Consider the following 12,742-nt stretch of genomic DNA (forward strand, 5'->3'; position numbering starts at 1 on the left):
ATTATTAGGGGTTTTTTGATTTTAATAGTGGGGATGTTAAGATAAAAACCGTAACAGATGCAGCGACAATCAGCATGAAAACTTTAACGAACAAGAGCGGAATGATAAGTAGTGTGAAAATTACACTAACCCACACAACTAATATGGCAAAGAGTTTTATTCTTAAAGGGACACCAAGACCTTTCTGGTAATCTGTAATATAATGACCAAAATACCGGTTTGTTACTAGCCAGTTGTGTAAGGTTGGGGAAGATTTTCCAAAGCAGAAAGCTGCAAGGATTATCAAAGGGGTTGTTGGCAGTATTGGGACAATAATACCTATTAAACCCACAATCAAGCTTGTCAATCCTCCTGTAAGCCACAAAATTCTCCTTATATTGAACATATATCAGTCACTCCAAATTAATTTTGCTGAATTCCTCTTTTGTATTTATATTACTAAAGCATTTCACATAATGGTCACCAAAGGGTACATATTTTGCATGTATCTGTTCCAGAAATCCATGCATCGACCTTTTATCTTTGGATAACAAGTCATATATTGTCTGTTTTACAGAATTATGATAGGAAGCAATCATTGGCTGTTTTCTATCCTTTACAACCGGTATATATGCCTGAATACCTGAATCAGGCGACGGAAGCAATTTTTTTAAAATTTCACCTGTCATACATGGTGTATCTACCGGAAGCACCGTATACCATTCAGACTCAACTTGTTTCATTCCGGAATATAATCCTGCCAGAGGGCCCATTCCGCGAAAAGAATCATCATCCACTATTACAGTGAGCTGATGATCGAATCGTTCGATATACTCCTCTTTCGTTACAATGATGATATTATCAGTTACACTGTTCAATGCCTCCACACTATGCAGATAAAAATCTTTATTCTTATATTTAGCAAATGCTTTAGGTTCATGAAAGCGGCTTGATTCTCCTCCCGCTATTATTAAACCGGTAATATCCATTAATTGATCCCTCTCTTCACAAAATATTCACGATTATGTAACAAAACTGTATATTTCCTGTACGCTTTCGTTCCAGTTTATATGCTATGATGAAGACAACAGTAAACAGGTATCTAAAATACCGGTTTTTACTTCCTTATAATATTGGAGGGTTCCATCATGCAACCTGTTAAAAATAAATACTCACACCATAAACACGTGGATACTATTTCATTTGAATTAAGAAAATTACTGGAATCAATCAGCCAGACAAAGAAGACAGAAAAGAATACTTTTTTATTTCAGGAAGGTATGGATGCAGAAGAAATATACATTTTGAAATCGGGACGTATTCAAATAGAAAAATTGACCGCTGATGGCAAAGAATTAACTTTAAGAATCTGCAAAACAAATGATTTAATCGGTGAACTGACATTATTTAGCGATGATCCGAAATATTTATTAAGTGCCCGTGTTTTAACAGAAGGTGAAATCCTCGTTATAAAACGTGATTTACTGGAAAAGGAATTAATTAAAGATGGTGAGCTAACTTTTGAATTCATGCGATGGGTTAGTAACCATATGCGCATATTCCAGTCTAAAATTCGTGATCTGCTGCTAAATGGAAAAAAAGGCGCTCTGTACAGTACACTGATTCGACTTACAAACAGTTATGGAATAGAAACTAATGACGGCATATTAATTGAAATGGCTTTGACGAATCAACAACTGGCAAATTTCTGTGCTGCTACACGCGAGAGTGTCAATCGTATGCTTAGTGAATTACGAAAATCTGATATTATCAATATAAGTAAAAACGGGCATATTGTCGTAAAAGATGTAGAGTTTTTACGGCAGGAAATAGGTTGTGAAAACTGCCCTGTAGAAATTTGTAATATTAACTAAGTAACTGAACGGAATTCAGATAGTTGTTGCTGAATTGCCTGAATTAATATTTCTTTGTTATGATATAATGGTTTACTCGCATGGCTGATGGAAGGGTCTTGCGAATAAACCATTTTTATATTAGTTAATTCATCAAGTAAGCGGCAATCTTCCCTATTGCGAATTAAGACAATTTTAGGATAATCTTTATATTTAAACCCTTCGATCACTGTGATGCTAATACCGCCATCATTATATAACTTTAAAATTTTTTCAACAGAAACTGATTCATTTTTCATTCGAATCTCTGTTGTTTTCTCACCTATTACTGCCGTATGTGCAGCACCCGCTATCCAGTGTTTGTCTGTATCTGTATTTGTTACAATGTCTGGTTCTCCACCATGTCCATGATGCTTGATAGTGGCCACCTTGCAGTTTTTTTGCTGCAAACACTTTATTAGTTCGACAGCCAATGATGTTTTCCCGCTGTTTTTATATCCAACTATTTGAATGACAAACAATAACCTCACACTCTCGTATCATTTTGGTGATAAATATAATGGCGGCTCATCCTCCACTTACTGGTGGTATAATTGCTACAGTGTCTCCCGCTCTTACTATATCTGTATCAAGTGCGTATGCTTCATTTACAGCAACCATTGATTCACTAACCTGGTTAATCTTTAATTGATTAATCAAATATTCTCTTAATTCTTTTACTGTTATTTCTTCGGTATCCAATTCTATTCTTTCTTTACCTGTTTCCTGTTGTATCTGGGCAAAAAATAAAATGTTTATCATATGAATCATTCCTTTATCTCAGGGTAACCTGATGGATAGGCGGTATCTTCTAACTGATTACCAATCCACTCATCTCCATCTTCCCATTTTTCTTTCTTCCAAATCGGTACTATTTGCTTGATCCGCTCAATTGCATATTCATTAGCCTGATAAGCTGCTTTTCGATGAGGAGAAGAAACTGCAATGACAACTGCTGCTTCTGATATTTCTAACCTTCCAATTCGATGTGTAATTGCAACAGCCGTGTTTTCCCACTTTTCCTCGATTTCTTTACCAATTTGTGCAAGCATCTTTTCGGCCATTGGCACATATGCTTGGTATTGTAAAAATATTGTACGTTTCCCTTTAGTAAATTCCCTGACTGTCCCAATAAATGTGGTGACTGCCCCTGCTTCCCTGCGTTCCACTTTCTTTATTAAATCATTGATTACTATCGGCTCTTCCACAATTTCATACATTTTTTCAGACATGATCAGAATCTCCTTAGCTATACATTTTCCAATAAACAGATTTCCACCGTTTCTCCTTTATTGTATCCGTTAGTGCCTCCAGGTAGATGGATGAAACAATTCGCTTCAGCAAGTGAATGAACCATATTCGATTTATCTTTCCCAGATGGAGAAACCTCTACCTTTCCTCCTGTTAATTCATAATGACCGCGAATAAACCGGTCAAACGGGTTAGCCTTAGTAAAGGGTACAGAAAGGGTCGCCTTTGCCTTCTTCATACCCACTTGATTTCTGCCGACAAAAGTATCTATCACTGGTTTCACAAACAGTTCAAAACCAACATAACATGCAGATGGATTGCCAGATAACCCAAATAATAGTTGACCGTCTAATTCAGCTACAGTTGTTACGCTGCCTGGTCTCATCCTGATTTTATTAAATAAAACATTTGCCTGAAAATGTTTGTATATATCTGGAAGCAGATCAAAATCACCGACAGACACTCCGCCTGTTGTAATTAAGAAATCTACTTCGGTCATTGCACTCTTCATTTGTTCAATGCATGTATCGAGCTGATCACTAAACTGACCAAAATACTTAGCAATAGCACCTGCGCGTTCAATTTGTGCAATCATCATATATGAATTACTATTGCGAATCTTTCCATCTTGTAATTCTTCATCCACTTCCAGTAATTCACTGCCTGTAGCAATCACTCCAATAACAGGCTTTTTACTTACAGGCACATTTTTGTATCCGAAAGTAGCTAGAAGAGCTACAATACCCGGGTTAATAATTTTCCCTTTCGGCACAATTACCGTGTTCTTCTTTACGTCTTCCCCTGCCAGTGATATGTTCTGAAGGTTCTCCATTTGTTTTTTAACGGCAACTTGGTCATTATCTAACGTTTCTGTATCCTCCAGCATAATAACTGTATCAGCACCATCCGGGATGGCTGCACCTGTCATTATTCTTACTGCTTCTTTTTCTTTTACTGTATCCTGAAATACACTTCCAGCTCCGATATGACCGACAACTCGGAAAACGACTGGATTGTCGGTACTTGCATTACTTGTATCAGAAGATTTTATTGCATATCCGTCGTACGGAGAGCGGTTAAAAGCGGGGACATCGTGATCTGCAATTATGTCGCTGGCTAAAATCCTGCCATTCGCTTGCTTGATATCAATATACTCGATCTCTCCTGTTTTACGGTATTTCATCACTCTCTTTATTGCATCCTCTACTGTAATTGGATTTCGTTTTTCGACCATACCATTCATCCTTTATCCGACCATTTGATAATAAATTTTTTTTGCTTCTTTAATAGAATTTGTGCCATGAATAAAAGTCCTGCCATCTTTAAAGAAAACCAGCCTGACATCCTTTGTTTCAACGGAAACTAGGAATGGGTTTTCTGTTACTGTCCCAAAATACTGTAATTTTTTTGCCAGCATTGCAAAATCATATGTCTTTCCTCTGATCTGCACTGTATCTCTTCCGCACAGCACTTCTGTTTTCGCTTGATTTTCATACTGCAGCGATGGATAAGTAGCATTTTCACCACAGCTTTTGCATGATAGATCTTTCGCCTTGGATACATCAATCATCTGAAACTGGTTATGCCAAAGATCAAATAATACCAGTTTAGACCGCAGCTGGTCATGGGCATTGATTAATATTTTCATCGCCTCAGTTACCTGATGTGATACTACCATTTGAACAGCAGGGCCTATAACACCAACAGAGTCACACGTTGCACCAAACATTGGAGTGATTTTTAACAGGCAATCCAGGCATGGTGTATGTTTCGGTATAATAGTAAATGACATTCCCGAGCTGCCTACACATGCACCAAATATCCAAGGGGTCTTATACTTATGGCTAATGTCATTCAGGATAAACCGGATATCAAAATTATCGGTTGCATCCATGATAAGATCTGCCTTTTCAACGAGTTGAGGTAAAGTATTGGCAGTAGCATCCATTACAAGTGCATCTACCTTTACATGCCGATTAATTTTCTTTAAGGCTTCTTTCACTGCAATGGCTTTAGGTGTTTGATCAGCAACATCTTCTTCTGTAAAGAGATGTTGTCTTTGTAAATTCGTTAAATCGACATAATCCCGGTCTATTAACGTCAGCTTACCTATACCAGCTCTTGCCAGCATTTCCGCTATCGATGATCCTAAAGCACCGCAGCCAACAATGAGTACATGCTTTTTCATTAATTGATCCTGACCATTTGGACCAATAGGTTGAAATAAAGTTTGTCGATGGTAGCGATCCATTACACTCATTACTTGTACCTCGCTTTACTAGATTTCATTATCCTCCAATATAGGACATTTCTATTTTCTTCCGCTTTTTGGCTGTTTCTTCTGTTCTTTCATCAGAGTATCGATCTTCTCTCTTTTGCCAACGGTTAATAATGGTATTTTTCAGTTCTTCATTGCTAATACCTTCACGCAAAATATCTTTCAGATTGAATCCGGTACCTGCGAACAGACATGTATAAAAATGGCCGTCTGCAGCTATTCTTGCTCTTGTACAGGAAGAACAGAAAGATTCTGAGACTGAAGTGATAAATCCGACTTCTGTTTCAGTTCCTTTATACCTGTACCGTTTTGCTACTTCACCAATATAATCAGGTTCTACCGGTTCGAGATCATGCTCTTTAGCAATCATCTCATAAAGTTCTTTCTTAGTTACGACATGTTGAAAATCCCATCCGTTCGTCTGTCCTACATCCATAAATTCAATAAATCTTAACGTAATACCTCTCTCTTTAAAAAAGTTTGCCATCGATAAGACTTCGTGATCATTCATTCCTTTTTTTACTACCATATTTATTTTAACAACAAGACCTGCATCTTTTGCTTGCTGAATACTCTTAATAACAGGATGTGAAGGGAAATTGCTGTCATTTATCGCCATAAAAGTCTTATCATCTAATGCATCCAGACTGACATTTACCCGTTTTAACCCCGCTGCTTTTAATTTATCCGCCATTTTCCCAAGCAGGACACCATTTGTCGTTAAACCAATGTCCTCCAATCCTTCCAAACTCGCTAACCTTTCAATTAATTCGTCAATATTTTTCCTTAAAAGTGGTTCACCGCCCGTTAGCCGGATTTTCTTTACTCCCAGCTGAAGAAAAGTGCTCGCTAGTCTTTCGATCTCTTCAAATGTTAACAGATGCTCTTTCGGCAAAAAAGCGAAATCTTTACCGAATATTTCCCTTGGCATGCAATAACGGCAACGAAAATTACACCGGTCTGTTACCGAAATACGCAAATCCTGTAGTACTCGACCAAATTTATCTGTAATGACTGCTTGCTGCATTTTATCCGCTCCCATTTGATTAATCGTTGTATTTGTATTAAACCATACTATTCGAAAACTATTTGTGAAGAATGTCACAACATCATTTCAATTAACTATCTGTAAAGGTATTGGCAACTCCCGTCTCCTCAGCAAGGTAATGTCTGACTTTCCTGCTGAATTGCTCGTAAATACGGTAATTTTTGTCCAATATCTCCTGTATGGACATATGGTTGACTGTTTCATAATCAGAGATCAGATTCCTTCTAATGTGTATAATGGATTGATAAGCCTCTTCTTCTTCCTCTTTAAGTACCTTCTCGTCAACTAAAATAGAAATAATGTCTGCATAACTTCCAGGGTCTCTCATAACAAAGCCGTCTATCATCATATTCCCGATATCCAGAATCGATTCAATCAACACATGTGCCAGCCGTTCCAACGCTAATTTATCGTATTCCGTCTTACACTCAAACTCCCTGTATAAACTCAATTTCTGATCATAAAAGTTTAATTTACTGTTTAAACGGTTCATATCCACAAAATACATACCTTAACCTCCTTTATGTTTGCGTTTCAATATCCAATTTCCTACTTTACTCTCATTCCACAATTTGCTAGGATATAATGAAAAAGGAGTGAAGTGAAATGGAGCTGTCTTACATAAAAAACGAAATCGACACAAGTCAAACTCGCCTGGTCAGTTTTAAAGGTAATACGATTCGATTTGATCTTGCCATCATATCCTCACCTTTATTTCATCCAAATCATCTCGTAATCGATTTAAATACAAATAAATACTCTAAAATCCAAAAAGATACCTTACAGAAGGAAAATTTTGTCGAACATGCCTTCCAATATAATGAAATGGAGGCAGAAGATTTCAGAACTTATATTAAACCTTTGTTAAGTGATGTGAAAAATACTGGAACATAAACATATTTGAATAATAGGTGAGATAATCATTGATTTATCTCACCTATTTTTATTCTGTATACTCTGACACATCATTTCACAATTTGTTTTACAACAAAGTAACGGCAGCCAAAATTACAATATTCATATAAGTAATCTTCACATGTACTTATTTTTGTATCAAAGGATGCTTTTGGATTTTGGTCATCATAAAACCCTTTTAATCGTAATTGCTCATATCCCCAATCACCGACAATAAAATCATACTTACCGAGCACATCGCTGTACCTTTCTTTAAAAGCTCTCTCATCAAATCCTTCACGGTGATCTTCTATCAGCTGATAAGTCTTACCTTGCACTTCGAACATATCTTTATGCCACTCCCCTGTTCTATTCCGAACTACTACCTTATATAGAAAATGTTACTAGAATGAAATACTGATTACTACTTAAACTAAAAACATGAAAAAATCAATTCCATAAGGAGGAACTCTTTTTGATAATACGTAGTCTGTTGACCGTTTTCTTTAGTTTTTTTCTTCTTACTACTATAGCATATGCTGAAGAAAATGTGGACGAGGAAGAACAAAAAGTTAACCTGTTTAAGCAAATGGAAGCAATCACACAAATTCCGTGGTACTATTATGCAGCAATTAATCAATATGAAGCAAATATTCGGGAATCTTCTGAAGAAGACAAACTAATCAAAATAATGATACCTGACGAGAAATGGTATGGACTTGCTCCTCATTCCTCGAATAATCCGAACATGATGATACTTTTTCAGGGAATGGGTAATGATGGGGATGGTGACGGTCTAGCTGATAACAAGAATGATCTGGATATTCTCTATACTTTCGGCAGGTATTTACAAAGGTATGGTCACTCGGAGCAGGATATTAAGGCAGCTTTATGGAATTATTACCGAAGAGATTTAACCGTATTATCCATTATGAACTTCGCCCGACTTATACAGAAGTATGACCAGATAACGTTTGATAAAACATCCTTCCCCATACCAAAAGGTTACAATTACAGTTATCGGAATACTTGGGGAGATGCCCGTGGATTCGGCGGCCGGAGAATACATGAAGGTACTGACATATTCGCCAATTACGGAACACCGGTAAGAGCAACAACATATGGGACTGTTGAGTTAAAAGGCTGGAATAAATTCGGTGGATGGCGGATAGGCATACGTGATATTTATAACAGGTATCATTATTATGCACATTTAAATGGATTTGCAGATGGTATTGAAGTCGGTGATATAGTGGAAGCTGGCCAGACAATTGGATCCGTGGGTTCAAGTGGTTATGGACCGCCTGGAACTTCCGGAAAGTTCCCGCCACACCTTCATTATGGGATGTATAAAGATGACGGCAAGAATGAGTGGTCATTCGATCCTTATCCATACTTAAAGAAATGGGAAAGAAATACTCCGTAAAGCCTGTTGGCACTACGGAGTATCCATTATTTTGATGCATTTTTTGCTTTTAGTATACTAACCAAAAGTCCGCCCCAGATTATAACTACACCTATCACTGCCATAACAATTGCACTTGTAGACATCGTATAACCTCCTTTTGCAATTAAGCTTCCTTATCTGTCGTTGGCCATTTTTTAAATGAAATAATTATACCAAATAAGATGGCACATGCTGCAACTACCCAGCCATAACTGATTAGGAAATTAATCGGATAATCTTCATACGGATTGTTGATATCATTTAAGAAATTTTTGACCATCATATACCCTAAAACTATTGGGGTAAGGAAACCGAGACAAAATCTCCACCATACACCCAATTTTATATCTGATATAGAATCCGCATGATGTTGCAGATCTTTCAGCGCTCTTGCAAACCAGGCAATTGCTACTACTTCTACTAAGCCTGCCAGCGCAACACCGTAGTTATTAATGAAATAATCTACAGTATCCAGTAAATTTAATCCACCCTGTGTGGCATATAATAATGAAACTAAAGCAGCTAATCCTCCACCTAACATTAATGCCTTTCCACGGGAAACCGAGAATTTCTCCTGGACTGCGGCAATATAGGTTTCTGAAATAGATATCATTGATGATAATCCAGCTAGAACCAATGACCCAAAAAATAAGAAGCCAAAGAAACTCGATGCCGGCATTTGACTAATAATTTCCGGGAATACCATAAATGCCAATCCTACTCCATCTGCAACTACCTCAGAGACTGGCTGTGAAGTTTGATATGCCATAAACCCTAATACAGCAAAAACTCCAATCCCTGCTAACAATTCAAATGATGAATTGGCAAACCCTGTAATAAATGCATTATTTGTTATATCCGACTTTTTCGGTAAGTAAGATGAATAAGTAATCATAATAGCAAAAGCAATGGATAAACTAAAGAAGATTTGTCCATATGCAGCGATCCAGACAGATCCATCTGCAATTCTGCTCCAATCCGGTTTAAAGAATGCATCTAAACCATCTATTGCTCCTGGCAGTGTTAATGCTCTGACTACAATAATAATAAAAACTACTAATAATGCCGGTATAAATATTCGATTTGCAAACTCAATTCCTTTCTTCACCCCACGGCCGAGAAAGAAAAATACAAAAATCCAGACAAGAATTACAGGAAACAATACGGATGGTACAATAGATCCAAAAACACCTGCATCGGCTACTTCAAGGAAATCTGCAACAAAGAAATTTGTTGGGTCATCCCCCCACTTTGTACCTATAGAAAAGTATGCGTACATAATAGACCATGCGATAATAATTGGATAATAGGTGGAAATAACAAAAGAAATTAATACTTGCCACCAGCCAACCCATTCCATTTTTTTATTAATTTTTGAAAAGCTTCTTGGTGACGAACTGCGATATTTATGTCCAATTGTATATTCCATAATTAACAGCGGAATCCCTGCAGTCAGTAGTGCAAATAAATACGGGACAAAAAACGCACCTCCCCCATTGTCAAATGCTGTCGCCGGAAAACGCCATATATTTCCAAGACCAACTGCTGAACCGATGGCTGCAAGCAAAAAGCCTATTCGTGATCCCCACTGTGAACGCTGTTCCATCTTCACTCTTCCCCTTTCTTTTTTTATAATAACTACTATAAAGTGAAAATTAATATCATTTGTTTCCCTGATAACCTTTCAAATTATAACGAATTTTCAAACAATTTGTCAAAGGTAATATTAGTATAATTCACTCTTATCAGACAATTCGCTAAATTGTGCAAAGTCTTTTACTGTGAATTTCTCCTTTAAAGATTGTAACAACACTAAACAGCTGTCTTAAAACGAACTGTAAGAAAGTGCCTCTTTATAAATAAAGATAATCTCTTAAGCCTTTCCCCATTATTCAAATGGTTGTTCGATCGGTACAGAAAGGTTGGAACCGCCATCTCCATTTTGATAATAGTCGGGTACATCACCTGGATGAAACACTTTTGTTACAGGAATATCCTGTACTACCCGCACAGGTTCTGATGCAAAAGGGATAACAACCCTCATTTCAACTTCTATATGAACGTTCACATGTATATAAGCACCGTTCACGCCAGTTTCCACTAAGTTGCTGCTGATTTCCGTTTCCACATGACCGATTACCTCCATATTCACAGGGATTTTCGGCCCCAAGTTTGCTAATAAAGGTATTCCCAGCGTCTGGCCCAATGGCACCTCCACCAGCAATCCCCGTTCCCGTATATCATTTAGCAGTTCCTGTTCAGAGGGCTCCAACTCCATCTCCACTTCCAGAGGCACGCCAATTTCCGGTCTTTCTCCCTCTTCCAATAATTTCAGGAAATTCTCTACACGGTATTGAACATTACGCTGTACCCGATTTTCTACAATTGCATTAAATATATAATTGACTACTCTTCCTTGTTCATCGACTTCAAACTTTACTAATTGCTCTGTTTCCAAATCTTCTGATATTTTTTTATTCACAGCTATTCCCAAAGCCTGGTTGGCAATTTGACTTACACGTACTTTTGCATAATCCAGTAACACTGGTTTGATTCCTTCATTTACAATTAGTAGACTGCTAATCATACAAATAATAAATAACAGTAATGATATATAGATAACTTGCCTAGCCGGAGGAACTCCTGCCCTTCTTGTCCTTTTTCTCATTGTTAAAAACCCCCCTTCTCTCTATCTATATGAAAAGGGGGGAATAATAATTAGATATTTAAGACTTGAAAAAATAAATTTATCAGAGCGAATAACTCACACTTTACTGGGCATTATCAGCCCCAATGATCAGTGCATCAGGATCAATCGATAAATCCAGATCATACGGCTGAACAGGGTGATTATCTTCCTGTAACACGCGAACTATTGGACGGTCATGGGAATGTACGTTTTGCTTTGTAACAACTCCTGTTCGCCCATCATTTAAGTGTACAGTTATCCCATTAGGATAAATCGAAACCGTCTTCTTAAATAGATTAACTAAATTGGCGTCAAATTGACGGCCTGCACCGCTTGATAGTATTTCAAGCCCTTTATGTGGCAACATTGCTGCACGGTAAACACGATTACTGGTGACAGCATCAAACACATCAGCAATACCGAGGATTTTAGCATACGGATGAATATTATCTGAAACAAGCCCGCGAGGATAACCTGATCCATCCAGCCTCTCATGGTGCTGAAAGGCACAATGAGCCGCTAATAATGGCAGGGTAAGACTCTTTCTTAATAACTCAAATCCATACTCTGTATGTGCCTTAATTATTTTGAATTCAGTATCGTTAAGTTTTGAATCTTTATTCAGTATTTCAGGTGGAATATAAATCTTGCCAATGTCATGTAATAAGGCACCTAATCCAATCACTTGCATCTCTTTTCGATTAAACTTCAGCTGGCGCGCAAGTGCTAATGTATAGATAGTCACATTGACAGAATGATGAAACACATAATTATCCACGATTAGCAAATCAGATAAATAATGCATTACTTCGTCCTGATCCAGTAAATTCTCTACAAGCCCTTTTACTACATCGTTTAACTGCTCGGAAGATTTGTCAAGTAAGTGGCTGCCTTTCTTTATATCCTCTTTCTTAATTGACTGAAAAGATTTTTTGATTTTATTTACAGCTTCCATTCTTTCTTCATCAGGAATTGCAGGTGTAACCAGAATATCCTCCGTGTATTTATCCCTAATATATACATAGGTAATTCCGCTTGTTTTCAATCTTCTTACCATAGTGCTGGTTAATTTAACATTTCTTTGTACAAGAATGCGGCCGCTGTTATCATAAATCGGTTTTGCCAGTTCGACCCCATCTTGCAGTAACATCGTGGATACTAGCCTCATAAGCACTCCTATATATAACTATTTACTTATTTTCTTATTTAAAGATTAGCAGATTATTCAACAATATTCTAGTGTTTTAGACAAATTTTGAAGAAA

Annotated in this window: 17 protein-coding genes; 3 read left to right on the plus strand and 14 right to left on the minus strand. The window is 37.2% G+C overall.

All coding sequences use genetic code 11. The features are described from left to right. Positions 1-4 precede the first annotated feature (4 nt). Together BMW36_RS10645 and BMW36_RS10650 are read right to left on the minus strand one after the other, a co-directional pair. A complete protein-coding gene (locus tag BMW36_RS10645) occupies positions 5-331 on the minus strand; it encodes a YbaN family protein (RefSeq protein WP_245711658.1) in 327 nt (108 codons plus the stop codon). 61 nt (positions 332-392) lie between these two features. Beyond that, entirely contained in the window at positions 393-968 is a 576-nt protein-coding gene (locus tag BMW36_RS10650; RefSeq protein ID WP_089740898.1) for a molybdenum cofactor guanylyltransferase, read from the minus strand. Between the two features lie 159 nt (positions 969-1,127). Between BMW36_RS10650 and BMW36_RS10655 the strand changes: the two genes are divergently transcribed. Next, positions 1,128-1,853, plus strand: coding sequence for a Crp/Fnr family transcriptional regulator (locus BMW36_RS10655; protein WP_089740901.1), 726 nt, complete (start codon positions 1,128-1,130; stop codon positions 1,851-1,853). Here the strand turns inward: BMW36_RS10655 and mobB are convergent. The 7 genes from mobB to BMW36_RS10690 form a co-directional block, all read right to left on the minus strand. Then, a complete protein-coding gene (mobB, locus tag BMW36_RS10660; protein WP_175480425.1) occupies positions 1,850-2,353 on the minus strand; it encodes a molybdopterin-guanine dinucleotide biosynthesis protein B in 504 nt (167 codons plus the stop codon). The genes BMW36_RS10655 and mobB overlap by 4 nt on opposite strands. A gap of 46 nt (positions 2,354-2,399) precedes the next feature. Then, a complete protein-coding gene (gene moaD / locus BMW36_RS10665) occupies positions 2,400-2,633 on the minus strand; it encodes a molybdopterin converting factor subunit 1 (RefSeq protein ID WP_089740906.1) in 234 nt (77 codons plus the stop codon). Positions 2,634-2,638: 5 nt separating this feature from the next. After that, the gene (locus BMW36_RS10670) at positions 2,639-3,091 is read right to left on the minus strand and encodes a molybdenum cofactor biosynthesis protein MoaE (protein WP_425431945.1); all 453 of its coding nucleotides are present in this window, start codon (positions 3,089-3,091) and stop codon (positions 2,639-2,641) included. A gap of 29 nt (positions 3,092-3,120) precedes the next feature. Next, the gene (locus BMW36_RS10675) at positions 3,121-4,356 is read right to left on the minus strand and encodes a molybdopterin molybdotransferase MoeA (protein WP_089740910.1); all 1,236 of its coding nucleotides are present in this window, start codon (positions 4,354-4,356) and stop codon (positions 3,121-3,123) included. 12 nt (positions 4,357-4,368) lie between these two features. After that, on the minus strand, positions 4,369-5,382 hold the full coding sequence (locus BMW36_RS10680; RefSeq protein ID WP_089740912.1) for a ThiF family adenylyltransferase: 1,014 nt from the start codon (positions 5,380-5,382) through the stop codon (positions 4,369-4,371). A gap of 28 nt (positions 5,383-5,410) precedes the next feature. Further along, the gene (moaA, locus tag BMW36_RS10685) at positions 5,411-6,427 is read right to left on the minus strand and encodes a GTP 3',8-cyclase MoaA (protein ID WP_217640957.1); all 1,017 of its coding nucleotides are present in this window, start codon (positions 6,425-6,427) and stop codon (positions 5,411-5,413) included. Between the two features lie 91 nt (positions 6,428-6,518). Continuing rightward, a complete protein-coding gene (locus BMW36_RS10690; RefSeq protein ID WP_089740916.1) occupies positions 6,519-6,956 on the minus strand; it encodes a DUF86 domain-containing protein in 438 nt (145 codons plus the stop codon). A 98-nt stretch (positions 6,957-7,054) separates the two neighbouring features. On the opposite strand from BMW36_RS10690, the gene BMW36_RS10695 reads away from it, so the two are divergent. After that, positions 7,055-7,342, plus strand: coding sequence for an SAV0927 family protein (locus tag BMW36_RS10695; protein ID WP_089740918.1), 288 nt, complete (start codon positions 7,055-7,057; stop codon positions 7,340-7,342). 71 nt (positions 7,343-7,413) lie between these two features. Here the strand turns inward: BMW36_RS10695 and BMW36_RS10700 are convergent, their stop codons facing one another. Next, positions 7,414-7,689 (minus strand): YutD family protein, encoded by a 276-nt coding sequence (locus BMW36_RS10700; RefSeq protein ID WP_089740920.1) that lies wholly within the window; start codon positions 7,687-7,689, stop codon positions 7,414-7,416. 128 nt (positions 7,690-7,817) lie between these two features. Here BMW36_RS10700 and BMW36_RS10705 point away from each other — a divergent pair, with 128 nt between their 5' ends. Next, the gene (locus BMW36_RS10705; protein WP_089740922.1) at positions 7,818-8,768 is read left to right on the plus strand and encodes a M23 family metallopeptidase; all 951 of its coding nucleotides are present in this window, start codon (positions 7,818-7,820) and stop codon (positions 8,766-8,768) included. Between the two features lie 26 nt (positions 8,769-8,794). Here BMW36_RS10705 and BMW36_RS10710 read toward each other — a convergent pair whose 3' ends face one another. The 4 genes from BMW36_RS10710 to BMW36_RS10725 all read right to left on the minus strand — a co-directional run bounded on the left by BMW36_RS10710 (position 8,795) and on the right by BMW36_RS10725 (position 12,646). Next, positions 8,795-8,893, minus strand: a complete 99-nt coding sequence (locus BMW36_RS10710; RefSeq protein WP_089740925.1) for a methionine/alanine import family NSS transporter small subunit — start codon at positions 8,891-8,893, stop codon at positions 8,795-8,797. A 20-nt stretch (positions 8,894-8,913) separates the two neighbouring features. Beyond that, on the minus strand, positions 8,914-10,395 hold the full coding sequence (locus BMW36_RS10715; protein WP_089740927.1) for a sodium-dependent transporter: 1,482 nt from the start codon (positions 10,393-10,395) through the stop codon (positions 8,914-8,916). Between the two features lie 282 nt (positions 10,396-10,677). Continuing rightward, positions 10,678-11,457: a sporulation protein YunB gene (gene yunB, locus BMW36_RS10720; protein ID WP_089740929.1), complete on the minus strand. Its 780-nt coding sequence runs from the start codon at positions 11,455-11,457 to the stop codon at positions 10,678-10,680. Between the two features lie 103 nt (positions 11,458-11,560). Further along, positions 11,561-12,646, minus strand: coding sequence for an HD-GYP domain-containing protein (locus tag BMW36_RS10725; protein WP_089740931.1), 1,086 nt, complete (start codon positions 12,644-12,646; stop codon positions 11,561-11,563). Positions 12,647-12,742 lie beyond the last annotated feature (96 nt).

The organism is Gracilibacillus ureilyticus (assembly GCF_900111195.1).
Lineage (GTDB): Bacteria > Bacillota > Bacilli > Bacillales > Amphibacillaceae > Gracilibacillus > Gracilibacillus ureilyticus.